Annotated in this window: 20 protein-coding genes; 7 read left to right on the forward strand and 13 right to left on the reverse strand. The window is 69.7% G+C overall.

The features are described 5' to 3' along the window. Positions 1-76: 76 nt before the first annotated feature. The 8 genes from ptsP to BLV57_RS21145 all read right to left on the reverse strand — a co-directional run bounded on the left by ptsP (position 77) and on the right by BLV57_RS21145 (position 8,006). Positions 77-1,675, reverse strand: coding sequence for a phosphoenolpyruvate--protein phosphotransferase (gene ptsP / locus BLV57_RS21110; protein ID WP_091291310.1), 1,599 nt, complete (start codon positions 1,673-1,675; stop codon positions 77-79). Then, entirely contained in the window at positions 1,675-2,724 is a 1,050-nt protein-coding gene (locus tag BLV57_RS21115; RefSeq protein WP_091291312.1) for a zinc-dependent dehydrogenase, read from the reverse strand. Before BLV57_RS21115 ends, ptsP begins: the two co-directional genes overlap by 1 nt. Further along, positions 2,721-3,170 carry a PTS mannitol transporter subunit IIA gene (locus BLV57_RS21120; RefSeq protein ID WP_091291314.1) on the reverse strand — a complete coding sequence of 150 codons (450 nt, stop codon included), beginning with the start codon at positions 3,168-3,170 and terminating at the stop codon, positions 2,721-2,723. The genes BLV57_RS21115 and BLV57_RS21120 overlap by 4 nt, the downstream gene beginning before the upstream one ends. Next, positions 3,160-3,468 carry a PTS lactose transporter subunit IIB gene (locus tag BLV57_RS21125; protein WP_091291316.1) on the reverse strand — a complete coding sequence of 103 codons (309 nt, stop codon included), beginning with the start codon at positions 3,466-3,468 and terminating at the stop codon, positions 3,160-3,162. Before BLV57_RS21125 ends, BLV57_RS21120 begins: the two co-directional genes overlap by 11 nt. A 14-nt stretch (positions 3,469-3,482) precedes the next feature. Beyond that, positions 3,483-4,580: a mannitol-specific PTS transporter subunit IIC gene (gene mtlA / locus BLV57_RS21130; protein ID WP_091291318.1), complete on the reverse strand. Its 1,098-nt coding sequence runs from the start codon at positions 4,578-4,580 to the stop codon at positions 3,483-3,485. 31 nt (positions 4,581-4,611) lie between these two features. Further along, positions 4,612-5,526: a 1-phosphofructokinase gene (gene pfkB, locus BLV57_RS21135; protein ID WP_091291320.1), complete on the reverse strand. Its 915-nt coding sequence runs from the start codon at positions 5,524-5,526 to the stop codon at positions 4,612-4,614. Positions 5,527-5,897: 371 nt separating this feature from the next. After that, complete coding sequence (gene glmS, locus BLV57_RS21140) at positions 5,898-7,721, reverse strand: glutamine--fructose-6-phosphate transaminase (isomerizing) (protein WP_091291321.1); 1,824 nt, start codon at positions 7,719-7,721, stop codon at positions 5,898-5,900. Positions 7,722-7,736: 15 nt separating this feature from the next. Continuing rightward, the gene (locus BLV57_RS21145; protein ID WP_091291323.1) at positions 7,737-8,006 is read right to left on the reverse strand and encodes a hypothetical protein; all 270 of its coding nucleotides are present in this window, start codon (positions 8,004-8,006) and stop codon (positions 7,737-7,739) included. 145 nt (positions 8,007-8,151) lie between these two features. Between BLV57_RS21145 and BLV57_RS21150 the strand changes: the two genes are divergently transcribed. Next, the gene (locus tag BLV57_RS21150) at positions 8,152-8,916 is read left to right on the forward strand and encodes a DeoR/GlpR family DNA-binding transcription regulator (RefSeq protein WP_091291960.1); all 765 of its coding nucleotides are present in this window, start codon (positions 8,152-8,154) and stop codon (positions 8,914-8,916) included. 42 nt (positions 8,917-8,958) lie between these two features. Here the strand turns inward: BLV57_RS21150 and BLV57_RS21155 are convergent, their stop codons facing one another. Beyond that, positions 8,959-10,143, reverse strand: a complete 1,185-nt coding sequence (locus BLV57_RS21155) for an NAD(P)/FAD-dependent oxidoreductase (RefSeq protein WP_091291325.1) — start codon at positions 10,141-10,143, stop codon at positions 8,959-8,961. Continuing rightward, on the reverse strand, positions 10,136-11,263 hold the full coding sequence (locus BLV57_RS21160) for an MFS transporter (RefSeq protein WP_091291327.1): 1,128 nt from the start codon (positions 11,261-11,263) through the stop codon (positions 10,136-10,138). Before BLV57_RS21160 ends, BLV57_RS21155 begins: the two co-directional genes overlap by 8 nt. Before the next feature lie 54 nt (positions 11,264-11,317). On the opposite strand from BLV57_RS21160, the gene BLV57_RS21165 reads away from it, so the two are divergent. Beyond that, entirely contained in the window at positions 11,318-12,055 is a 738-nt protein-coding gene (locus BLV57_RS21165; protein ID WP_091291329.1) for an AraC family transcriptional regulator, read from the forward strand. Here BLV57_RS21165 and BLV57_RS21170 read toward each other — a convergent pair. Together BLV57_RS21170 and BLV57_RS21175 are read right to left on the reverse strand one after the other, a co-directional pair. Further along, positions 12,052-13,398, reverse strand: a complete 1,347-nt coding sequence (locus BLV57_RS21170) for a lamin tail domain-containing protein (protein WP_245757439.1) — start codon at positions 13,396-13,398, stop codon at positions 12,052-12,054. The genes BLV57_RS21165 and BLV57_RS21170 overlap by 4 nt on opposite strands. Before the next feature lie 369 nt (positions 13,399-13,767). Further along, a complete protein-coding gene (locus BLV57_RS21175; RefSeq protein ID WP_091291331.1) occupies positions 13,768-15,279 on the reverse strand; it encodes a catalase in 1,512 nt (503 codons plus the stop codon). Between the two features lie 189 nt (positions 15,280-15,468). Here BLV57_RS21175 and BLV57_RS21180 point away from each other — a divergent pair, with 189 nt between their 5' ends. The 5 genes from BLV57_RS21180 to BLV57_RS21200 all read left to right on the forward strand — a co-directional run bounded on the left by BLV57_RS21180 (position 15,469) and on the right by BLV57_RS21200 (position 21,790). After that, positions 15,469-15,900, forward strand: a complete 432-nt coding sequence (locus BLV57_RS21180; protein ID WP_091291332.1) for a Fur family transcriptional regulator — start codon at positions 15,469-15,471, stop codon at positions 15,898-15,900. Between the two features lie 26 nt (positions 15,901-15,926). Then, positions 15,927-18,140 carry a catalase/peroxidase HPI gene (gene katG / locus BLV57_RS21185; RefSeq protein WP_091291334.1) on the forward strand — a complete coding sequence of 738 codons (2,214 nt, stop codon included), beginning with the start codon at positions 15,927-15,929 and terminating at the stop codon, positions 18,138-18,140. A gap of 526 nt (positions 18,141-18,666) precedes the next feature. Then, entirely contained in the window at positions 18,667-19,422 is a 756-nt protein-coding gene (locus BLV57_RS21190; RefSeq protein ID WP_091291335.1) for a flavodoxin-dependent (E)-4-hydroxy-3-methylbut-2-enyl-diphosphate synthase, read from the forward strand. Positions 19,423-19,469: 47 nt separating this feature from the next. Beyond that, entirely contained in the window at positions 19,470-21,032 is a 1,563-nt protein-coding gene (locus BLV57_RS21195) for a molybdopterin-dependent oxidoreductase (RefSeq protein ID WP_176968734.1), read from the forward strand. An 86-nt stretch (positions 21,033-21,118) separates the two neighbouring features. Beyond that, positions 21,119-21,790, forward strand: coding sequence for a fasciclin domain-containing protein (locus BLV57_RS21200; RefSeq protein ID WP_091291337.1), 672 nt, complete (start codon positions 21,119-21,121; stop codon positions 21,788-21,790). A 608-nt stretch (positions 21,791-22,398) separates the two neighbouring features. Here BLV57_RS21200 and BLV57_RS21205 read toward each other — a convergent pair. Beyond that, on the reverse strand, positions 22,399-23,370 hold the full coding sequence (locus BLV57_RS21205) for a hypothetical protein (protein WP_091291338.1): 972 nt from the start codon (positions 23,368-23,370) through the stop codon (positions 22,399-22,401). Positions 23,371-23,483 lie beyond the last annotated feature (113 nt).

Raw genomic sequence — 23,483 nt, forward strand, 5'->3', positions numbered from 1 at the left:
TTTTGGGGCCCGGGATAAAGCGGGCTTTATCCCGGGTGCTTTCCCCGGGATAAAGCCCGCTTTATCCCGGGCCTGCTCACGACCTCTGCAAAGCTTCGGCGGCCAGGGCCTGGCACTCGGCCAGGGTGTGACCACGCAGGGCCGCGCGGACCGCCGGGACGGCAGGCGCCGACATCGACAGGCTCGTGACGCCCATGCCCGCGAAGATCGGCGCGAGCCCCGGGTCACTCGCGGCCTCGCCACAGATACCGACCGGCTTGCCCGCCCGGGTCCCCGCGGCGGCGATGCCGGACACCAGGTGCAGCAACGCCGGCTGCCACGGATCGAGCAGCGGGCCGAGTTCGCCGAGCATGCGGTCGGCCGCGAAGGTGTACTGCGACAGGTCGTTCGTGCCGATCGAGACGAAGTCGACCTCGGCCAGTATCGCGCCTGCCAGAATGGCCGCGGCCGGGATCTCGATCATCACGCCGACCCGCGAGATGCCCTGCGCACGCGCCACGCGCGCGAACTCCGCGGCCTCGGCGGGCGTCGCGATCATCGGCGCCATCACCTGGACCTGGGCGTCGTGATCCCGCGCGGCCAAAGCGATCGCCTCGAGCTGGGCTTCGAGCAACGCGGGCTTCCGCGCGCCGATCCGGTACCCGCGCACACCGAGCGCCGGGTTGGGTTCGGAGTCGTCGTTGGCGAACGGGACCGGCTTGTCCGCGCCCGCGTCCAGCGTCCTGATGACCACCGGCCGTCCGCCGAACTCGGCGAACACCTTGCCGTAGGCCGAACGCTGCTCGTCGACCGACGGCGCCTCGGTCCGGTCGAGGAACAGGAACTCCGTCCGGAACAGCCCGACGCCCTCGGCGTCGGCCGAGGGAACGGCCGCGCCGCCCACGTTCAGCAGCAGCTTGACCGGGTGCCCGTCCTTGGTCGAACCAGGCCCGGAGTGCCGCGCGAGTTCCTCGTGGGCCAGCGCGGCCTGCCGCTCGACCTCGGCCACCACCGCGGGATCCGGGTCGCGGACGACCGTGCCCGCGGCGCCGTCGACCAGCACCACGTCGCCGTCGGCGAGACCGGCCGCCGCCGCGCACGCGACCACCGCCGGGATGCCGAGCGCCCGCGCGACGATCGCCGTGTGACTGGTCGGGCCACCCTTCTCGGTGACGATCGCGAGCACCAGCGAAGCGTCCAACGTCACCGTGTCCGCGGGTGCGAGATCGGCGCTGACCAGCACGTACGGCTTGTCCGACACCGGAAGGCCCGGCGGCGCGAGCCCGAGCACCGACGCGATCGCGCGGTCACGCAGGTCGGCGAGATCCGTGGTGCGCTCGGCGAGATAACCGCCGATCGCCGCCAGCTTTTCGATCTGCGCGTCGAACGAGTCGCGCAACGCCCAAGCCGCCGGTGAACCCGCCTCGACAGCTGCCCTGACCCCGTCCTCGATGGCCGGGTCGGCCGCCATCGCCGACTGGACCTCCAGGATGTCCCGTGCCTCGCCGGTCAACGGCGCGGCACGGCGCTTGAGGTCCTCCGAGACCGCGATCAGCGCCGCGACCGCCCGTGCCAGCTCGGTCGGGGCGTCGTCGACGCCGTCCCACCGCTCCGGCAACGACGGCGGCGCGCTCATCCGCGCCACCGGCCCGGACACCGTGCCGGGACTCGCCGGGCTGCCGGTCAGCTCGTCCATCAGCTCAGTCCGGGCTCGATGGTGACCTTGATGGCGTCGCCGCTGCTGACGATGTCGATGGCCTCGAGCACGCCGTCCAGCGGGAGCCGGTGGGTGATCAGGTCGGACACCGGCACCGCGCCGGTCGCGATCAGCTCCAGCGCCTGCTTGTTGTGCGCCGGGCTGGAGCCGTTGGCGCCGTAGATGGTCAGCTCGCGGTAGTGCACGAGGTTCGAGTCGCAGGCGATGATCGGGTTGTCCTTCGGCAGGCCGCCGAAGAAGCTGATCCGGCCACGCCGCGCCGCCATCCGCAGCGCGTCCTCCTGGGTCTTGCCCGCGGCGGCCGCGGTGATGATCAGGTCGGCGCCCCGGCCCTCGGTCAGCGCGAGCACCTGCTCGACCGAGTCCACTTCGGACGCGCAGATCGCCGCGTCCGGCTTGACCAGGTCGGCGGCCATGTCGAGCCTGCCTCGGTTGAGGTCGACCAGGTACACCGCGCCTGCGCCCTTGGCACGGGCGAGCCGCACGTGCAGACACCCGATCGGCCCGGCGCCGACGACCACGACCACGTCGCCCTCTTCGACTCCGGCGAAGTTCTGTCCATTGAGGACACAGGCGAGCGGCTCGGCGACGGACGCCTCCGCGTAGCCGACGTTGTCCGGGATGCGGTTGAGGCCATCCACCTTCAGCACGTTGCGCGGCACGATCATGTACTCGGCGAACCCGCCGTCGAAGTGGTAGCCCATCGACAGCTGGTTCGGGCAGATCGTCTGGTACCCGCGCAGGCATTCGGCGCATTCACCACACGGGATCGCCGCGATGACCTGCACGCGGTCGCCGGGAGCCCAGCCACTGACCTCGGCGCCGACCTCCACGATCTCGCCGGCGATCTCGTGACCGATCACGCGCGGCGGGTCGATGTGGTGATGCCCGTGGCGGAAGATCTTCAGGTCGGTGCCACAGGTCGAGGTGTTGTGCACCCTGATCTTGATCTCTTCAGGACCGGGCACCGGTTCGGGCGCCTCCTCGATCCGGATGTCACCGGGAGCGTAGAAGCGGGCGACCTTCACTGATTTTTCTCCTCACCAAGGGAATCCAGCAGCCGGATGACCGTCTCGGCGTCGGCCGCCGAGCGGAGTTCCGCCGCTTTGTCGTCGTCCAGCAGGACGTGGGCCAGCGCCGAAAGGATGCCGACCTGTTCGGACCCGTTCGCCGCGATGCCGACGCACAGGCGGACGTCGTGCCCGCCCCAGTCGACACCGTCGGGGAACTGCAGTACCGCGAGCGAAGTGCGCTTCACGAACTCGCGCGAAGCGTCGGTGCCATGCGGGATGGCGACCTGAGCGCCGATGAACGTCGACACCGACTGCTCGCGTTCGTGCATCGCGGGCAGGTACTCCGCCGACACCGCGCCGATTTCGAGCAGCACCTGGCCGACCTGGTCGATCGCGTCCTCACGGGACGTCGCCGAGCAGCCGAGCCGGATGCCTTCCGCCGCCAGGGTTTCAGTCGGCAAGGGAACCGCCTCCGGAGATGGCCGCCTCGACGCGGTCGAACAGCGGATCGCCGAGGAAGCTCTGGAAGCCGAGCACGACGGCGTCACCGGAAGCCTTGCGAGCGCGGGAAACCAGGCCTTCCTGGCAGAGCACGAGCTGCGCGTCGGCGGGGATCTCGTCGACCGGGGTGTGCTCCACCTTGACCTTGTACGGCTTGAGCCGCTTGGCCAGCTGGGAGGCGACCATCACGCTGCTGCCCATCCCGGCGTCGCAGGCGATGATGACCTTCTTGATGTCACTGCCTTCGATGCTGCTCATCGGTGAACTCCCTTTCAGGCGACGGATCCGCCGTTGGCGACCTGCTGGTTGGTTTCCTCTTCGGCGGCGCCGCGGCCGAACTTCAGCAGCACGGCGCTGACCATGAACGACACGGCGGCGGCGATCGCCACGCCGAGGATCACCCCGAAGAAGCCGCCCTTCGGCGTCACCGCGAGCACGGCGATGATGCTGCCCGGCGACGGCGTCGCGGTGAGCCCGGCGCCGGTGATGCTGAAGACGAGCACGCCCGCCGCGCCACCGGCGATGGCCGCGAGGATCAGGCGCGGCGCGGCCAGGATGTACGGGAAGTAGATCTCGTGGATGCCGCCGAGGAACTGGATCAGCATCGCGCCGGGTGCGGTGGCCCGCGCGGTCTTGGCACCGAACAGCGTCAGCGCCAGCAGGATGCCGAAGCCGGGGCCGGGGTTCGGCTCGATCAGGAACGCGATCGACTTGCCCTGCTCCAGCGCCTGCTGCACGCCGAGCGGGCTGAGCACGCCGTGGTTGATCGCGTTGTTGAGGAACAGCACCTTCGCCGGTTCGACGATGATCGAGACCAGCGGCAGCAGGTTCGCCTCGACCAGCGTCCGCACGCCGGACCCGAGTGCCTTGGTGATGCCCTGCACCACCGGGCCGATGGCGACCATGCCGAGAATGGCCATCGCGCCGCCGATGATGCCCGCGCTGAAATTGTTGACCAGCATCTTGAAGCCGGGGTGGGCCTTCGAGCCGACCTTGTCGTCCCAGAGCTTCAGCAGATACGCGGTGAGCGGGCCGATCGCCATGGCGCCGAGGAACATCGGGATGTCCGCGCCGACCACGATGCCGATGGTGGCCACCGCGCCGACGACGCCGCCGCGATGCCCGTGCACCAGCCGCCCGCCGGTGAAGCCGATCAGCACCGGCAGCAGGATCTTGATCATCGGCTCGACCAGCAGCGCGAACTTCGCGTTCGGCAGCCAGCCCGACGGGATGAACAGCGCGGTGATCAGGCCCCACGCGATGAACGCGCCGATATTGGGCATGACCATGCCGGCGAGATGACCGCCGAAGCGCTGAACCGTGACCCTGGCCTGCTGCGCCCTGGACGGCGCGGTTTCCGATTTAGTCATCGTTGACTTCCCGCTTTTCTAGGAGTCTGTTCTAGGAATCGATGCGCGCGACGCGCACGACACGGCCCTTGATGTCTTCGACGCCCGGCATCGTGCTGCCGGGCAGTGAAACGGCGGCGGCACCCCAGGCGACGGCCTCGGAAAGCGCCTCCGGCCCTTGCCCGCCCGCGGACAGGAAACCGGCGAGCAGCGCGTCACCGGCTCCGACGGAACTGCGTACCTCGGCGGCGGCTTCGGCGTGCCAGACGCCTTCGCCGTCGACCAGCACCGCGCCTTCACCGCCGAGGCTGGCGAGCACCGCGCCGGCGCCGCGCTCGCGCAGTTCGTGCGCGGCGGCGACGACGTCGGCCATGGCGGGGAGTTCGCGCCCGACAGCCTCCTCCAGTTCGTGGAGGTTCGGCTTGATCAGCGCGGGTTGGGCGGCGACCGCCGCGACGAGCGCGGGACCGCTGGTGTCGACGGCCACGCGGACGCCTTCGCCGGTCAGCCTGGCGACCAGGTCGGCGTAGAAGTCCACCGGCGCGCCCGGCGGGAGGCTGCCCGCGAGCACGACCCAGGTGGCGTCGGCGATGTTGGCCAGCGCGGCGTCCCGGATGGCCTCGGCGTCGGCCGGGGTCAGCGACGGACCGGCCTCGTTGAGCTTCGTGACGGTACCGTCCGGCTCCACCACGCTGACGTTGCAGCGCACCGACCCCGTTGTCGGCACCCGCACCACGTCCACGCTGTCGGCGGTCAGCAGCGCGACGAGCTGGGCGCCCTCGGCTCCGCCGACCGGCACCACCGCACGCGTCTTGACGCCGTTGCGGACCAGCGCCCTGGCCACGTTGACGCCCTTGCCACCCGGGTGGACCTGCGTCCGCGACGCCCGGTGCAACTCGCCCCGCACCAGCCGGTCCACCTCGATGGTCCGGTCCACGCTGGGGTTCGCCGTCACGGTCACGAACACGCGTACACCACCTCACACTCACACCGGATGTTGGTTTGAGTGATTTTGCATGGTTCTACGTGGGTTTACAACCCCAGTTGCCCAAACGGCCGGTCCGGATGTCCCTTCGGACACACCGAACCGGCCGTTCACCTGCGGTTTAGCTGTTAAGTTGAGCAACCAGACAAAGATAAATCAACATGTTCGGACATCCAGATCACCGCTCCCGGATCCCGGGCGGGCGGGCGTTCACTCCTTGAGCCCTACCTGGTGATCTTCGCGATCGTGGGCTCGGCTTGGGCGTGGGGGTCGTGAGTGTTCCGACCGGTTCTAACCGGCCAAAACGCTCACGACCCCGGCTCACGACGAGCGACTTCGCCGGACATCGAGGCTTACTCGACGGTGACGCTCTTCGCCAGGTTCCGGGGCTTGTCGAGGTCGCGGCCGAGCTTGCGAGCGACGTGGTACGCGAACATCTGCAGCGGGACACCCAGCAGGATCGGGTCCAGCTCCGGCTCGCACGCGGGCACGCGGATGACCGCGTCCGCCAAGTTCTCGGGCAGGTCCGTGTTGGTGACCACGATGACCGGCCCGCCCCTGGCCTTGATCTGCTCGACCGTGCCGATGTTCTTGGTGACCAGGTCGTCGCCGGGCACGATCACGACCGACGGCATGGTCGCGTCGATCAGCGCGAGCGGGCCGTGCTTGAGCTCCGCGGCTTGATAAGCCTCAGCGTGGATGTACGAGATCTCCTTGAGCTTCTGAGCGCCTTCGCGCGCGACCGGCCAGGCACGGACACGGCCGATGTAGAACATGTGCTCGGCGTCGGCGTACCGGCCGGCGATCTCGGCGATCTCCGCGTCCAGCTTGAGGATCTCCATGAGCAGCGACGGCAGCTTGGCCAGCGCGTCGACGATCCGCTTGCCGTTGGCCACCGAAAGGTCGCGCACGCGGCCGAGCGCGAGTGCGAGCATCGCGAACGAGACGCCCATGTTGGTGACGGCCTTCGTCGACGCGACCGAGACCTCGGGGCCCGCGTGCAGCAGCATGCCGCGGCCGCATTCGCGCGCGATCGCGCTGCCGGTCACGTTGACGATGCCGATCACCCGGCCGCCCTTGCGCTTGAGCTCGCGGATGGCCGACAGCGTGTCGGAGGTTTCGCCGGACTGGCTGACCGCGACGTAGAGCGTGTCGGTCTCGATGACCGGATTGCGGTAACGGAACTCGGACGCGGCCTCTGCGTCGGCCGGGATCCGCGCGAACTCCTCGACGAGGTTCGCGCCGACCTGCGCCGCGTAGTACGCCGAGCCGCAGCCGAGGAACTTGACGCGGCGGAAGGAGCGCAGCTCGGTCGGGTCGAGGTCGAGGCCGCCGAGGTGCGCGGTGGCGAAGCGCTCGTCGAGCCTGCCGAGCAGGGCGCGGCGGACGGCGTCGGGCTGCTCGTTGATCTCCTTGAGCAGGTAGCTGTCGAAGCCGCCGAGCTGGTAGTCCTCGTCGATGACCTCGACCGTGGTCGGCGTCTTGACCGTGCGCTCGGCCTTGAGGGTCCTGGTGCGGAACTCGCTCGCGGTCAGCGTGGCCAGCTCGCCGTCGTCGAGGTAGACCACGCGCTGGGTGTGCCGGACGATCGCGGCCACGTCGGAGGCGACGAACATCTCGCCGTCGCCGATGCCGAGCACGATCGGGCTGCCGTTGCGGGCGACGACCAGCTCGTCGGGGTTCTTGCTGTCGAACACGACCAGGCCGTACGCGCCGTCGACGCGCAGCAGCGTCTTGCGTACGGCGTCCTCGAGCGAGACCGCGCCGTCGAGCGCGGCGGCGATCATGTGCGCGAGCGCCTCGCTGTCGGTCTCGCTGGCGAGCGCGACACCGTCGGCGACCAGCTCGGCGCGCAGGCGCTCGGAGTTCTCGATGATCCCGTTGTGCACCACCGCGATGCGGCCCGACGTGTCGGTGTGCGGGTGCGCGTTGGCGTCGTTGGGCTCACCGTGCGTGGCCCAGCGGGTGTGCGCGATGCCCGCGGTGCCGGTCAGGCCGTCGTCGACGAGGTCACGCAGCTCGTCGACGCGCACGGCCGCCTTGACGACCTTGAGCCTGCCCTTGGCGACCACCGCGAGACCCGCCGAGTCGTAGCCGCGGTACTCCAGCCTGCGCAGACCCTCCAGCAGGATCGGAACGGCCGCCCGCGGCCCGATGTACCCGACGATTCCACACATACGTTGACTCCTTGGTTAGCCGTAGACGATCCGGCGCAGCTGCCGCTCGGTCGGCGGCACCGGCGCGACCGGCCTGCCCGCGAGCTCGCGGGCGATCTCAGGCCAGATCTGCGGGTTCTTGCGCCCGCGGCGGCGCAGTTCGGCATGCCGCCTGCGCACGAACTGCTCCGTGGTCTCGCTGAAGTACGCGACCACGTCCGCGACGACGCGCGCCGCCGTCTCCGCGGGCAGGCCCGCCGACATGGCGATGTAGCGCGTCAGCTCCGCGTGCGGTGCCGGATCCATCAGGCCACCTTGGCACCGCGGGATTCACTGGGCCAAATTTCTTGCCCGATTTCGGGCAAGAGTGAGTTCCGGCGCACACCGGTGGACGAACGGACAGTTTCCCACATAAACTCACACAGACGGACTCTTGATCACGGGGGTGCAGGTGTACGCACAGGAGCGGCAGCAACTCATCCTCGACCGCGCCCGCCTCAACGGCAGGGTCGACGTCGCCGCGCTGGCCGAAGAGTTCGCCGTCACCATGGAGACCATCCGCCGCGACCTCACGGTCCTCGAGCAGCACGGCGTGCTCCGCCGGGTCCACGGCGGCGCGATCCCGGCCGAACGTCTCGGCTTCGAGGCCGCCGTCGAAACCCGCGAAGGCGTGATGACGTCCGAAAAGGACCGCATCGCCAAGGCCGCGCTGGAGCAACTCCCCGCCGGGGGCGGCACGATCCTCCTCGACGCGGGCACGACGACGGCCCGTCTCGCGGCCCTGTTGCCGCCCGACTGCGAGATGACGGTCGTGACGCATTCGGTCGGCATCGCGATGACGCTGGCGACGCGGGCGAACCTGACGGTGATGCTGGTCGGCGGTCGTCTCCGCGGGCGGACCTTGGCCTCGGTCGACGCGTGGGCGTTGCACGCGCTGAGCGACACCTACGTCGACGTGGCTTTCCTTGGCACGAACGGCTTTTCGGTCGCCCGCGGCCTGACGACGCCGGACTCGGCCGAGGCGATGGTCAAGCGCGCGGCCATCTCCGCGGCGCGCCGCTGCGTGCTCCTTGCCGACCACACGAAGGCGGGCAACGACCAGTTCGCCCGCTTTGGCACCTTGGCCGACTTGGACATCCTCATCACGGACTCGGCGCTCGACACCGACCTGGCCACGGAGATCGCGGCCGCGGGCCCCCAGGTCATCACGGTGTAAGGGGTCGTGAGTGTTTTAGCCGGTTAGAACCGGCCGGAACACTCACGAGCCCTTGGGGACCCAGGTGTGGTCGGGGTCGGCGGCGGCGAGGATGGCCTCGCGGTCGCCCGTGGGCGGGTAGATGCGCTGCTCGTTGATCGTGCGCTTGAGGGTTTTCGCGTCGGGGCCGGTGAGCACGACCGTCCGCTCCCAGCCCGTGCTGAGCAGCGCGCCCGCCGGGCCGAGGTCGAGGCAGGTCGCGTACGGCTCGGCGGTGAACGGGGTGACCGGCAACCCGAGCAACTCCGCCGCCGCGTTGTGGCCCGCGCGCTTGCCGAGCGGGATCGCGTGCTGGCAACTCGGCAGCGTGACGTGGCCGTCGCCGGTCTCGGCGGCCGCGACGTCGCCCGCCGCGAACACCGACGGGGCTTCGGGCACGCGCAGGTGCCGGTCGACGTGCAGCCTGCCCAGCGCGTCGAGACTGCCGCCGACCTTCGCCGCGAGCGGGCTCGCGGCCACGCCCGCCGTCCAGACCACCGTGTGCGCCTCGATGACCGCGCCGTCGCTCAGCATCACCGCACCCGGCGTGACCCGCCGGATGCCGGTGCCGAGCAGCACCTCGACGCCGAGCGAGCCCAGCGCGGCCGAGATCACCTCGCGTGGCCCCGAGCCGAGCCGGGGCGACAGCCGGTCGGCCAGCTCGACCAGGCACACCTTGACCGGCTCTCCCCCGGCGACGGCCTTCAGGCGCGACACCAGCTCGCAGGCGACCTCGACGCCGGTGAACCCGGACCCGGCCACCACCGCCGTGTACTCGCCGGACGAAAGCTCACGCAGGTGCGCGTCGAGTGCGGTCGCGCCGCCGAGAGTGTCGACGTCATGCACGAGTTCCGCGCCCTCGAAGACCGGGCGCCGCACATCGCTCCCGGTCGCCACCACGAGGCGCCGGAAGGGTTCCCACTCGCTGCGGCCGTCCGCGAACACCAGCTCGACGCACTGGTCGGCGAGATTCACGCCGGTCACCGCCGCCTGTTCGCGCCGGACACCCAGGGGGCCGAGCACGTCGTCCAGCGGGACCCGCATCCGCGCGGGATCGGCTTCGTACAAGCGGGGCCTGATCACCAGGTCCGGCCCGGTCGACACGAGCAGCACGTCGAGCGGCAGCCGGGCCTCGGCGGCCAGGCGCGACGCGGCCATCGCGCTCCACAGCCCGGCGAAGCCGCCTCCGGCGATCACGAGGTCAGCCATGGTGTTGCAGTTCCTTTCGGTGGACACGTTCGGGCAGAGTGCGGCTGAGCAGCCAGGCCGCCGCGGGCAACACGGTCAGGCAGGCCAGCGCGACGCGCAACGAAGTCGCCTCGGCCAGCGCGGCGACGGCCATCGCGAACACCCCGCCCGCCGACACCGCGAGCCCGAGTGTCACGCCGCTCGCGGTCGCCGCCCGGCTCGGCAGGTAGTCCTGGCCGAGCGTGATGTGCAGCGAGAACGGCACGTACAGCGCCAGCCCGGCGAGGAACACCAGCACGTAGACCGCCAGCCCCGGCACGAGCGCGACGCCGGGTACGAGGAAAGTCGCTGCGGCGTAAGCGATCCGCAGGGTGCGCACCCGGCCCCACCGCCGCGCCAGCCGTCCGCCCAGCACGGTGCCGACCGCACCGCCCGCGAACAGCGCGCCGATCGTGACGGCCGCCGAGCCGCCCGGACGTTGCGCGACGAACAGCCCGACGAAGGTGCTCAGTCCGATGTAGACGATGGACCGGAAGACCGTCACCGCGGTCAGGCGCAGGAACGAAGGCCAATCGTTCGCGGCTCGCGTCTCGGCCGACACGGGAGCCCGTTTCCCTTGGCGCAGCAAGGGTACGGTCACCGCGATGCCGAGCAAGGCGGGCAGCACGAGCACCGGCGTCGCGGCAAGTCCGCCCCACGCCAGCACCGGTGCGGCGAGCAGCGGCGCGGCGGCGAAGCCGAGATTGCCACCGAGCGAGAACCAGCTCACGTCACCTGTCGCCCGTGCCAGCCGCGCCGCCTCCGGGTGATACGCGGCCACCCCGATCCCGGACACCGCGATCACCAGCAGCGTCGCGAAGTACGAGTCGACGAGTCCGACCAGGCACGCGCCGAGCCCGGCCATCGCCATGCCAGCCGGGATGAGCCACGGGACGCGCAGCCGGTCCGACGCGAGCCCGAACAGCGGCTGGGTGAGCGCGGACAGCGCGGTCGCCGCGAGCACGAACCCGGAGACCGCCGAGTAGTCGTAATTCCGTTCCAGCACAAGGAAAGGCAGCAGCACCGGGATGAGGCCCTGATACAGGTCGACCGTGGCGTGCCCGGCCGAGACCAGGACCGTCGGCAGTCGTCCGTTGCTCATGACGAGCAGCTTGCCGCCACCACAGCTGGCCGACTTCCACTATTCTGTCAAACTATGTCGGATTCCCGCCATCAGCCCGCCGCGCCGACCGCGCTCCGGCGGCTGATGAGCGGCGCCCGGATCGACCGGCACCGCCACGACGATCACCAGATCGTGTACGCCGCCAGTGGTGTCCTGTCCGTCAGCACCGACAGCGGCACCTGGATCGCGCCGGCCACGCGCGCGATCTGGATTCCGGCCGGGACATCGCACGAGCACCGCGCCTACGGGCGGACCGACCTGCATCTGGTCGGCTTGCCCGCGTCCGACAACCCGCTGGAGCTGGACACCCCGGCCGTGCTGTCCGTCGGCCCGCTGCTGCGCGAGCTGATCATCGCCTACACCACGGAGCCGTCGGACGGCAGCGCGGAACGCGCACGGATCCGCGCCGTGCTGCTCGATCGGCTCCGGCACTCCCCGCAGCAGCCGCTCCGGCTGCCGACCGCGCGAGACGGCAGGCTGGCCGCCGTCTGCGCCGCGCTCGACGCCGATCCGGCGGACAACCGCTCACTCGCCGAACTCGGCGCCGAAGCCGGCGCCAGCGAGCGGACCCTGTCGCGGCTGTTCCGCGCCGAGTTCGCGATGACGTTCCCGCAGTGGCGAACCCAGCTGCGGCTGCATCACGCGTTGGTGCTGCTGGCCGAAGACCACCCCGTCACCACCGTGGCGCACCGCTGCGGCTGGGCCTCGCCGAGCGCCTTCATCGATGTGTTCAGGCAGGCCTTCGGCCACACACCCGGCCGGAACCGTTAGCAGGCAAGGGTTCCGGCGCGCAACGCGTGACCGCCGTCGTTGCCGTCGTCAGCCCAGAGGACCTGCTTGCTCCCCGCCACGCAGGACGGTGAAATGGCGAAGCCCTCGTTGTTGTAGTCCGGCATCCCGCTCGGCCGCTCATAGACGGCGGTCGCGGCGAAGCGGCCCTGCGCGTCGATGTCGAGCGTCGCGGTGCGGCCGTGGCAGGTGTCATCGCAGGCCGCCCAGAGGTGCCCGGTCGCCGCGTCGAACTCGAGATCCATGACCGCCGCGAACCCGGTCGAGATCGTGGCGACGCGGGTGAAACCGCCGCCGGACTGGGTGAGCGCGTAGGCGTAGACCGTGCCATTGGCTTCCAGGCCCGCGAAGTACAAGCCACTGCCGCGGCCGGGGTAGCTGCCCGGGTTGTAGGCGGCGTTGGTGTGTTCGTCGCGGAACCCGTGCGCGGTAAGGAAAGTGTCCGGAATCCAGGAGATGCCTTCGAGCCCGCTGTTCGCCGCGACGGACGGCAGGTCCCCGGTGAGGTTCCACTCCGCGGTCGCGGTGAGCGTGCTCGCGGTGGAGTTCGGGTCGAAGCGCAGGATCTTCAGCGCGCTGACGGTGTCATTGCCGTTGTCACGCTCGGTCGCCGCGAACAGCCCGTCCGGCGTGACGACCACGCCTTCCGCGTCCGGGTCGCCCTTGCCGTTGGCGAAGCGGAGCGGCTTGGCGGACTCGGCACGCCACGCCGACCCGTTGGGCACCAGGCGATAGAGCGTGCCAGGACCGTTCTTCACCGCCCACACCACCCCGGCGCTCTCGAACGAGAGCCCGCTCAGGTTGGCGCCGAAGGCATTCGCGCCGTCCGCGACGCTGACCGCCGTGCCGCCGGGCCAGGCAGCGGTGACCACGGGGCAGGCGTTCGGCGCGCCCTTGGTCGGCGCGGTGGTCGTCTTGAACGCCCCGGTTCCGTTGGGACAGCGGCCATACGTGGTGCTCGCGTGCGAGGACCAGCTGTACGAGTCGACGAGCGTCGACCCACCCGGCAGGTACAGCCGCGCCGAATCGACGCTGCCCAGCCCGTACGCCGACTCGACGTCGAACGCCTTGTGAGCGCCCGGAGCCAGCGAGGTCCCCGACGGGATCGTGAAGACGTGCGCGTCGTCGTTGTCCTTGAGCACCCAGCCGGAGAGGTCGGCCGTGGTGGCGTCGAGGTTGACCAGCTCGACCCAGTCCCCCGGCGAGCCGCCGCTGGACTCGACCTCGTTGATCCGCACCTGCGCGGCCGCTTGCGCCACGGACGGCGCGACGGCCAATCCCAGCACGATCGCGGACAACGTCGCAAGGATGACTTTTCCACGCAAGATGGCACTCCTGTTCGCCGGGCGTCCCGGGAAGCCTTCCCCACTCCGGCGACCCACAGCTGAACACCCGGCCAACAACACGGGGTCGTGAGTGTTCCGACCGGTTCTAATCGGCGAAAACACTCACGACCCCCTCAACCGCAGCGCGCCCGCACGCGCGTGGCCACCGCCTGCGGGTCGTGAGCGTTGCGGGCGGTTAGAACCGCCCGCAACGCTCACGACCCCCTTCGCGCCGCTCCCCGAGTGCCGACTACGCACCGAGGGCCCCTCTCGCCGCACGGGCCAGACCGGGATAAAGCCCGCTAAATCCCGGGCCAGCGGGGTCGTGAGTGTTCCGGCCGGTTAGAACCGGCCGGAACACTCACGAGGTCAGGCCTTGTCCTGCATGCTGGAGCGCGCCGGGTTGCCCTGGTTCGCCGCCTTCGGATCCTTCTCGTCCTGCTTGGCGCGGACGCCGGATTCGATGCTGTCGCCCAGGTTCTTGTCGACGTTGCGCCAGTACTCGAAGGCCCGGTGCAGCACCGGCTCGCTCACCCCGTTGAGCAGATGGCCGACGATGTTGTCCACCAGGCGTTCCCGCTCCGCGTCGCCGAGCACCTCGCGGACCATCGTGCCCGCCTGGCCCCAGTCGTCGTCCTGCTCCCGCAGCGTGTACGCCGTCCGCACCATCTCACCGTCGGCATGCCAGCCCACGGGTTGACGCTCAGGATCGGCACGCGGGCCGCCCTTGGAGTTCGGCGCGTACACCGGGTCGGAGACGTTGGTGTAGCGCATCGCGCCGTCCTTGCTGTAGCTGTGCACGGGCGACTTGGACGCGTTGACCGGGAGCTGCTTGTAGTTGGCGCCGATGCGGTAGCGGTGGGCGTCGGCGTAGGCGAACATGCGGCCCAGCAACATCTTGTCCGGGCTCGCGCCGATGCCGGGCACCAGGTTGTTCGGCTCGAACGCGGCCTGCTCGATCTCGGTGTGGTGATCGGTCGGGTTGCGGTCGAGGGTCAGCTTGCCGACCTCGATGAGCGGATAGTCCCCGTGCGGCCACACCTTCGTCAGGTCGAAGGGGTTGAACCGGTACGTCTTGGCGTCGTCGAACGGCATGACCTGGACGTGCAGGGTCCAGCTCGGGTGCTCGCCGCGGTCGATGGCCTCGAACAGGTCGCGGGTGTGGTAGTCGGTGTCGGCGGACGCCATCTGGTCGGCCTCGTCCTGGGTGAAGAACTCCACGCCCTGGTCGGTCTTGAAGTGGTACTTCACCCAGAACCGCTCACCACCGGCGTTGCCCCAGAGGTAGGTGTGTGAGCTGTAGCCGTTCATGTGGCGCCAGGTCCGCGGGATGCCGCGGTCGCCCATCAGCCAGGTCACCTGGTGCGCGGACTCCGGCGACAGCGTCCAGAAGTCCCACTGCATGTCGTGGTCGCGCAGGTTGTTGTCGGCGCGACGCTTCTGCGAGCGGATGAAATGCTGGAACTTCAACGGGTCGCGGATGAAGAACACCGGCGTGTTGTTGCCGACCATGTCGTAAACGCCTTCGCTGGTATAGAACTTCAGCGCGAAGCCGCGCGGGTCGCGCCAGGTGTCGGGGCTGCCGCGCTCGCCGGCCACCGTGGAGAACCGGGCGAGGACCTCGGTCGTGGTGCCGGGCTGGAACACGGCGGCCTTGGTGTAGGCGCTGACATCGGCGGTCACCTCGAACCGGCCGAACGCGCCGCTGCCCTTGGCGTGCGGCTGGCGCTCCGGCACCCGTTCGCGGTTGAACTGGGCCATCTGCTCGATGAGGTAGTGGTCGTGGAGCAGGATCGGGCCGTCGGGACCGATCGTGAGCGAATGCTCGTCGCTCTCGACCGGGATGCCCGCGTCCGTGGTGGTGTGGTCAGGTCGCGTCATGCTCGGTCGACTACCCGGCGAAACCGGCCTTCACACCTCGGCTCACCCGACGGAGGGGGTCGTGAGTGTTCCGGCCGGTTAGCACCGGCCACCCCACTCACGACCTCTGACCAGCGGAAACGCGACCAAGATCACCCGGCCGGGGGCTAAGACTTGATTCGTTCAAGAAAACAGGGCAGACTTCGTCACGTGCCCACCACCGCGGACTTCGAGCGCATGTTGCGTGGGGCCGCGCTCCGCGTGACCCGCCCTCGCCTGTCCGTCCTGCACGCGGTGCACGCCCATCCGCACGCCGACACGGATTCCATCATCAGTGCCGTCCGCGCGGATCTCGCCGAAGTGTCCCACCAGGCCGTCTACGACGTGCTGCGGGCGCTGACCACCGCGGGGCTCGTGCGGCGCATCCAGCCGCTCGGCTCCGTGGCGCGCTATGAGGCGCGGGTCGGGGACAACCACCACCATGCCGTGTGCCGGTCGTGCGGCGCGATCACCGATGTCGATTGCGCGGTCGGCCACGCACCCTGCCTGTCCGCCTCCGATGATCACGGGTTCGTGATCGACGAGGCCGAGGTCATCTACTGGGGCCTGTGCCCGAGTTGCTCCTCCGCGCCCAGTTCCTGAACACCCCTTATTCCGGAAGGATTTCTGTGTCTGACAGTCCTGACGCCGTTGTCGGCGAGATGAACGTGGAGAGCGCGGGCGGGTGCCCGGTCGCACACGGGCGCATCCAGCACCCGACCGAGGGCGGCAGCAACCGCGACTGGTGGCCGAACCAGCTCAACCTGAAGATCCTTCGTAAGCACCCGGCCGTCGCCAACCCCATGGGCGAGGACTTCGACTACGCCGCCGAGTTCAACTCGCTCGACCTCGACGCGCTGGCCGCGGACGTCGACGCGGTGATGACGAACTCGCAGGAATGGTGGCCGGCGGACTTCGGCCACTACGGCCCCTTCATGATCCGCATGGCGTGGCACAGCGCCGGCACCTACCGCATCGAGGACGGCCGCGGCGGCGCGGGCGCGGGCATGCAGCGCTTCGCCCCGCTGAACAGCTGGCCGGACAACGGAAACCTCGACAAGGCACGGCGCCTGCTGTGGCCGGTCAAGAAGAAGTACGGCCGCAAGATCTCGTGGGCCGACCTGATGATCTTCGCCGGTAACCGCGCGCTGGAGACCATGGGCTTCAAGACCTTCGGCTTCGCCGGTGGCCGCGCCGACGTGTGGGAGCCGGACGAGGACGTCTACTGGGGCCCGGAGACCACCTGGCTCGGCGACGAGCGCTACTCGGGTGACCGCGAGCTCGAGAGCCCGCTGGGCGCGGTCCAGATGGGCCTCATCTACGTCAACCCCGAGGGCCCCAACGGGAACCCCGACCCGCTGGCCGCCGCGCGCGACATCCGCGAGACCTTCCGCCGCATGGCGATGAACGACGAGGAGACCGTCGCGCTGATCGCGGGCGGTCACACCTTCGGCAAGACCCACGGCGCGGCGAACCCCGACGAGTACGTCGGCGCCGAGCCCGAGGGCGCGCCGCTGGAGGAGCAGGGCTTCGGCTGGAAGAACAGCTTCGGCAGCGGCAAGGGCCGCGACGCCATCACCAGTGGTCTCGAGGTCACCTGGACCTCCACCCCGACCCGGTGGAGCAACCAGTTCTTCGAGAACCTGTTCAAGTACGAGTGGGAGCTGACCTCCAGCCCGGCGGGCGCCCACCAGTGGGTCGCCAAGGACGGCGCCGGCGCGAACACCATCCCCGACCCCGAGGACGGCTCGCTCGTCCGGCCGCCGACGATGCTCACGACCGACCTGTCGCTGCGCGTCGACCCGGTCTACGAGCAGATCTCGCGCCGCTTCCTGGAGAACCCGGACCAGTTCGCCGACGCGTTCGCCCGCGCCTGGTACAAGCTGACGCACCGCGACATGGGCCCGATCCAGCGCTACCTCGGCCCGCTGGTGCCGCAGGAGACCCTGATCTGGCAGGACCCGATCCCCGCGGTCGACCACGAGCTGATCGACGCGGCCGACATCGCCTCGCTCAAGGAGCAGATCCTCGCTTCGGGCCTGTCGGTCTCGCAGCTGGTCTCCGCGGCGTGGGCGTCGGCTTCGACGTTCCGCGGCAGTGACAAGCGCGGTGGCGCCAACGGCGGCCGCATCCGTCTCGAGCCGCAGCGCGACTGGGAGGTCAACGACCCCGAGTCGCTGGCGACCGTGCTCCGCACGCTCGAAGGGATCCAGTCGTCCTTCGGCAAGAAGGTCTCGATCGCCGACCTGATCGTGCTCGGTGGCACCGCCGCCGTGGAGAAGGCGGCCAAGGCCGCGGGCCACGACGTCACGGTCCCGTTCACCCCGGGCCGCACGGACGCTTCGCAGGAGCAGACGGACGTCGAGTCCTTCGCCGCGCTGGAGCCGACCTCGGACGGCTTCCGCAACTACCGCGGCAAGGGTCACCGGCTCCCGGCCGAGTACCTGCTGATCGACCGCGCGAACCTGCTCACGCTGAGCGCGCCGGAGATGACCGTCCTCGTCGGCGGCCTGCGCGTGCTGGGCGCGAACACCAAGGGCTCCACGGTGGGCGTGCTCACCGAGACGCCGGAGACGCTGACCAACGACTTCTTCTCGAACCTGCTCGACATGGGCATCGAGTGGAAGCCGACCTCGGCCGACGCCGAGTCCTTCGAGGGCCGCGACACCGCGACCGGCGAGGTCAAGTGGACCGGCAGCCGGGTGGACCTCGTGTTCGGCTCGAACTCCGAGCTGCGCGCGCTCGCCGAGGTCTACGCGAGCGATGACGCCAAGGAGAAGTTCGTGACGGACTTCGTGGCGGCGTGGGTCAAGGTCATGGACCTCGACCGCTACGACGTCTGATCCTGTTAGGACAGTCGTAGGACAGGTCCAGCCCCCGGCCGCTTCGACGGCCGGGGGCTGGACTTCTTTCTGAGCGCGACAGCCCTGCTCGCGCCTGGCCGCCGCCCGGTCGGGCCGGGCGCTGCGAGGACCGCGCTGCCACGCACAATCGTCGCCTACGCCCTTCGCCGGTCACCAACGGGTGACAACGAAGGCGGCGGAATGGAAACGCCCGGTTCGCCCAGAAAACGCACTCGAGCCGCACAAATGTTGATATTCCGCGCTCACTAATGGAGCAAGAAAACGACAGTTGATCGTTTCTCGGGGCCTGAAATCAGCCGAGCGGGAAAATGCCGCTACCCATGGTGTGCCCTGTCCGCTGTTCGAGTGAAGAAAGTGGCGTCCACCAGCACTCTTGTGGGACTTCAGGTTACCCGGCGACGGTGTTAACGTCACCGTCGCCGAAACGGGGAGGTTCAGCGGTGACTGTCGAAGTGGAAATGGGACCGGCGGGTGAGACTATCCTTTTAGGACAGCCGGTGGGCCGATGACGGCCGCGCTACGCCGGGCTTCCCGTCAGGTCATGGTCGGCGGGCTGCCCGTCGGCGGCGGCGCACCGGTCGCGGTCCAGGCCAAGGTGATCTCCTCGGCGGAGGCACTGGGCCAGATCGAGACGCTCGCGGACGCCGGGTGCGCGCTGGTGCGGGTCGCGGTGTCCTCGGCCGACGGCGCGGGCGCGCTGCCCTCGATCGTGGCCGGATCGCCGCTCCCGGTCGTCGCGGACGCGGGCTTCCAGCGCTGGCGGCTGCTGTCCGCGCTCGACGCCTCCTGCGCCGCGGTGCGGGTGAATCCCGGCGACATCGAGGAATTCGCCGAAACGGTGGAGGGCCTGGTCACGGCGGGAATCCCGGTCCACGTCGGTGTCACCGCGCGAGCGCTCGACTGGCGGCTGGTGGCGGAATACGGCCGTGCCACCCCGGAGGCGCTGGCCGAGGCCGCCGCCCAGACCTGCGCATTGTTCGAGGCGCACGACTTCCGCGATCTCACGGTCTCGGTGCACCACACCGATCCGCTGGTGATGGCGTCGGCGTATCGGCAACTCGCGCGCCGTGTCGACTACCCGCTGCACCTCGAAGTCGCGGGCGACGCGACGACGGCCGCGCGGCGCCGCCAGCTCCGGTTGGTCTTCGGCTTCCTGCTCAAGGAAGGAATCGGGGACAGCGTCCGGGTCTCGCTCTCGGGCTCGCCGGTCGAGGAGGTACGCGCGGCCCAGCGGATTCTGGCCGAGCTGCACGTCACCTGATCGGCCTAGCGACCAATACGGGGTGCCCGGCGCGCCGAATGCCCCGCATGACCCACCAGCGAACCGAAAGCGCGCCGCCCCGGCTGCGCTTGTTCTCCGCCGCCGCGACCGGGGTGCTCGCGCTGGCGGCCGCGCTCGCCGCCGGGCATCTGGTGGCGGGCTTCATCAACGTCAGCGCGTCGCCCTATCTGGCGGTGGGCAACGGCGCGATCGACCTCACACCCGTCGAGCTGAAGGATTTCGCGGTCCGCACGTTCGGCACCTACGACAAGCTGGTGCTGCTCGGCGGCATGGCGCTGACCATGATCGGGGTCGCGGCGCTCGCCGGGGTGCTGTCGGCGCGCTCGACGGCGCCCGGTGTGACCGTGATCGTCCTTTTCGGACTTGTCGGCGGTGTCGCGGTGTACTCGCGGCCGAACCTCGGCACGGTCGCGCTGCTCGCTCCGCTGGCGAGCGTGGTGACCGGTGTGGCCGTATTCCTTTTCCTGCATGGTAAAGCACCGAGGATCTACCGTCAGACCGAGTCCGGTGAGAAGGCCGGGAACTCGCGGCGTGCGTTCCTGATCAGCGGCGCGGGCGTGGTGGCGGGCGCCGGTGTCGCCGGGCTGGGCGGGCAGTTCATCAGCTCGACCCGCGACGCGACCGCGTCACGGGAAGCCGTCGGCAAGCTCGTGCCCGCGCGTTCGGCGCCCGCGATCCCGGCCGACGCCGACTTCGCGAAGCTCGGCACGCCCGCCTTCCTCACGCCGAACCAGCGGTTCTACCGCGTCGACACCGCGTTGACCGTGCCGCAGGTGCGGACGGAGGACTGGAGCCTGCGCCTGCACGGCATGGTCGGCAAGGAGATGCGGTACAGCTACGACGACATCCGCGACCGGCCGCTGGTGGAGCGCACGATCACGATGACCTGTGTGTCCAATGAGGTCGGTGGCGACTATGTGTCCACTGCGAACTTCATCGGCGTCGACCTGGCCGACCTGCTCGACGAAGCGGGCATCCAGCCCGGCGCGGAACAGCTTTTCTGCACCAGCGTCGACGGCTGGACCTCCGGCACGCCGGTCGCCGCCGCACGGGACCGCACGCGCGGCGCGATGCTCGCGATCGGCATGAACGGCGAGCCGCTGCCGCTCGAACACGGCTTCCCCGCTCGTTTGGTCACGCCCGGTCTTTACGGGTACGTTTCGGCCACGAAATGGGTGGTCGACATCGAGGTCACCACCTGGAAATCACGGCAGTCGTATTGGCTCAAACGCGGCTGGGCCGAGCAGGCGCCGATCAAAACCGAATCGCGCATCGACTCACATCGCGGCTTCGCCACGGTCACGGCCGGGACGGTCCGGCTTTCCGGGGTGGCGTGGGCGCAGCACACGGGGATCGCGAAGGTGGAGGTCAAGGTCGACCAAGGCCCTTGGCAGGAAACCACTTTGTCGCACGAGGTCAACATCAACACCTGGCGGATGTGGTGGACCGAGGTGCAGATCCCGAAGGGCGTCCACCAGGTTTTCTGCCGCGCCACCGACAAATCCGGCTACACCCAGACCGACGCCCGCGCGGGCACCGTACCGGACGGCGCGACCGGCTGGCACAGCGCCACCCTGACGGGCGCCTGAAAAGAAATTTCGAAAAGGACCAATCCGGGTCCGACCGGGCGCCGAATCCCCTGCGAGAGCACCACCAATCACCGAATGAGGCACTCATGAACAAGCTCCGTACCGCTGGCATCGGTATCACCGCCATCGCAGCGCTCGCGCTGACCGCGTGCAGTGGCAGCGACACGGCTTCCAACAGCGGCAACTCCAGCGCACCGGCCCCCGCCCCGTCGTCGTCGATGGCCGCGCCGTCCTCGTCCGCGGCCGCGTCCGGCGTCACCACCAACGCCGACGTCTTCGGCCCCGCGTGTTCCCAGCTCCCGCAAGGAAACGCGCCCGGCTCCCTCGACTCCATGGGCCCGCAGCCGGTCGCCTCGGCCGCGTCGACCAACCCCCTGCTCACCAAGCTGGTCGCCGCCGTCAAGGCCACCAACCTCGTCGACACGCTCAACAGCGCCGAAGCCATCACGGTCTTCGCGCCCGCCGACCCCGCGTTCGCCGCGCTCGGTGACGCCAAGTTCGCCGAGCTGGCAGGCAAGCCGGACCAGCTCGCCCCGATCCTGCAGTACCACGTCGTCGGCAAGCGTTACGACGCCAAGGGCCTGGCCGCGGCCGGTTCCCTGACCTCGCTCGACACCAAGGCCGGCACGCTGAAGATCGAGGGCAGCGGCGACAACCTGACCGTCAACGGCGCGAAGATCCTGTGCGGCAACATCCCCACGAAGAACGCGACCGTCTTCGTGATCGACAAGGTCCTCACCCCCGGCACCAACAAGTAAGTTCGGCCGGTTCGGCTTAGCCGCGAGTGGTGACTTTGCTGCGTTGGCTGCAGCAGAGTCACCACTCGCTCTCGTTTCTCTTACCTGCGCGGGGGGTCGTGAGGGTTGCGGGGGGTTCTCTTTGCGCGCAAGGCTAAATGTGGTGTGTCTGCGCGTCTGGGTGAGGGCCTCCCCCACCCAGTTCGATTTGGTGAGGGCCTCCCCCACCCAGTCCGGCTGGGTGAGGGCCTCCCTCACCAAATCGGGCGCGCGCAAGGGGCCTGCGTGGGTGGGTCGTGAGTGTTCCGGCCGGTTCTAACCGGCCGGAACACTCACGACCCCCAGCCCACAAGTCAAGCCGGTTGACTGTGGGGGATTTGCGGCGTTGAACGACCCATTTCCTACTCAGTCAACCGGCCTGACCTTCCCCGCAGGTGGCTAGCCGCGGCGAACGGAAGAATCTGGCCGCACAACGTCCAGATTCGTCCACTCGCGAACATCAACTCGCCACCAGACCACGCCACGTCTGACTTTCCAGCCAAAGAGAACCGACCGGAACGCTCACGACCCCAGCAACCCATCGAACTCGGCCAAGCCCACACCGGCCAGCCCACCACACGCCATCCTCGCTACCCGGACGCGACAGTCACGAACCCCGTGTGACGGTGGTGCGTAGCGATCAGCTGCTCGACGAAGACGGCCTGCTCCAGCACCTGCGCACGCAGGTCGATGTCGTGCGGCAGCCAAGGAATCCGCCGCAGCGCGACCGCGCCGAGCGCGGCCAGCGCGACCCGGCAGGCCGCGTCGGCGCCACGAGCCGTCCGCGGCGCTTGGTAAAGGCAGTACGCGCCGAGCGCCCAGAGCCTGCTCGCGGTATCGATGTCGCTGTCCGCCGCGGCGTTCAACGCGTCCGCGAGCGCGGAGGCCGCCGCCTCGTTGATCGCCTCGGAGTCGGCGGGCGGGGCGCTGACCGCGTACATCGCATTGCCGCCGGTCTCGGCTTTCCCTGTCTCGCCGCGTAACGCCGCGCTGCGGCTGACCAGGTCCGCCACGTCCGCGGCGGCCGCGCGGCGGAGCAGCGCACCTCCGGCGATGATGGCTCCATTGTGGAGGGTGAGCTGGTTGCGCAAGGTGTCACGGCAGGATTCCGCCTCCGCGAACCGGGTGGCGGCGTAGCGGCCGAACAGGCCGAGTGTGTGGTAGGCCGGGGTGGCGAGGCCGCCAAAGTAGGTGCCGGTCGGCTCGTGCCAGATGGCGCCTTCCCTGGCTTTGCCGACGTGGCCGATGCGCCGGTACCTGGCCGTGGTCAACGGCAGGCGGTACCGCGGGAGCCCGGTCTCCCCCGATTGCTCGGCGACCCGGTAGCGCCACGCGGTCGCGGCGTTCAGCGCGCCTTCGATCAGGCACGGGGTGGCGGGCGCGGGGGCGCCCAGGATCATGGCGGCGATGGTCCGCGCGGCGGCGGCCTGGTAGCGGGCGAACTCGCGGATTCCCGCCACCGCAACGGGATCGTTGGTGCGGATCGCGGTGGCGGGCGCCGGGAACACCGACGCGGTGATCCCCGCCGCGGACGGGATGGCCACGGCATGCGGATGAGCCATGGCAAGATCCTGCTTTCAGGTTGGGCGTTTCACGGTGGACGAGGTCCGGAATGGTGCGGTGTGGTGTTTTCTGGCGACTCTCGTCCTCATCACGAACGCGCGCATTTCACCCT

This window comes from Amycolatopsis xylanica, from assembly GCF_900107045.1.
Lineage (GTDB): Bacteria > Actinomycetota > Actinomycetes > Mycobacteriales > Pseudonocardiaceae > Amycolatopsis > Amycolatopsis xylanica.

Bases quoted from the DNA above. Each gene is read 5' to 3' on its own strand.
- BLV57_RS21125 (WP_091291316.1), bottom strand. From the start codon at position 3,468: ATGAGCAGCATCGAAGGCAGTGACATCAAGAAGGTCATCATCGCCTGC.
- BLV57_RS21175 (WP_091291331.1), bottom strand. From the start codon at position 15,279: ATGACGCGACCTGACCACACCACCACGGACGCGGGCATCCCGGTCGAG.
- BLV57_RS21200 (WP_091291337.1), top strand. From the start codon at position 21,119: ATGAACAAGCTCCGTACCGCTGGCATCGGTATCACCGCCATCGCAGCG.
- BLV57_RS21195 (WP_176968734.1), top strand. From the start codon at position 19,470: ATGACCCACCAGCGAACCGAAAGCGCGCCGCCCCGGCTGCGCTTGTTC.
- BLV57_RS21190 (WP_091291335.1), top strand. From the start codon at position 18,667: ATGACGGCCGCGCTACGCCGGGCTTCCCGTCAGGTCATGGTCGGCGGG.
- ptsP (WP_091291310.1), bottom strand. From the start codon at position 1,675: ATGGACGAGCTGACCGGCAGCCCGGCGAGTCCCGGCACGGTGTCCGGG.
- BLV57_RS21160 (WP_091291327.1), bottom strand. From the start codon at position 11,263: ATGAGCAACGGACGACTGCCGACGGTCCTGGTCTCGGCCGGGCACGCC.
- BLV57_RS21205 (WP_091291338.1), bottom strand. From the start codon at position 23,370: ATGGCTCATCCGCATGCCGTGGCCATCCCGTCCGCGGCGGGGATCACC.
- BLV57_RS21155 (WP_091291325.1), bottom strand. From the start codon at position 10,143: ATGGCTGACCTCGTGATCGCCGGAGGCGGCTTCGCCGGGCTGTGGAGC.
- mtlA (WP_091291318.1), bottom strand. From the start codon at position 4,580: ATGACTAAATCGGAAACCGCGCCGTCCAGGGCGCAGCAGGCCAGGGTC.
- BLV57_RS21165 (WP_091291329.1), top strand. From the start codon at position 11,318: ATGTCGGATTCCCGCCATCAGCCCGCCGCGCCGACCGCGCTCCGGCGG.
- BLV57_RS21145 (WP_091291323.1), bottom strand. From the start codon at position 8,006: ATGGATCCGGCACCGCACGCGGAGCTGACGCGCTACATCGCCATGTCG.
- glmS (WP_091291321.1), bottom strand. From the start codon at position 7,721: ATGTGTGGAATCGTCGGGTACATCGGGCCGCGGGCGGCCGTTCCGATC.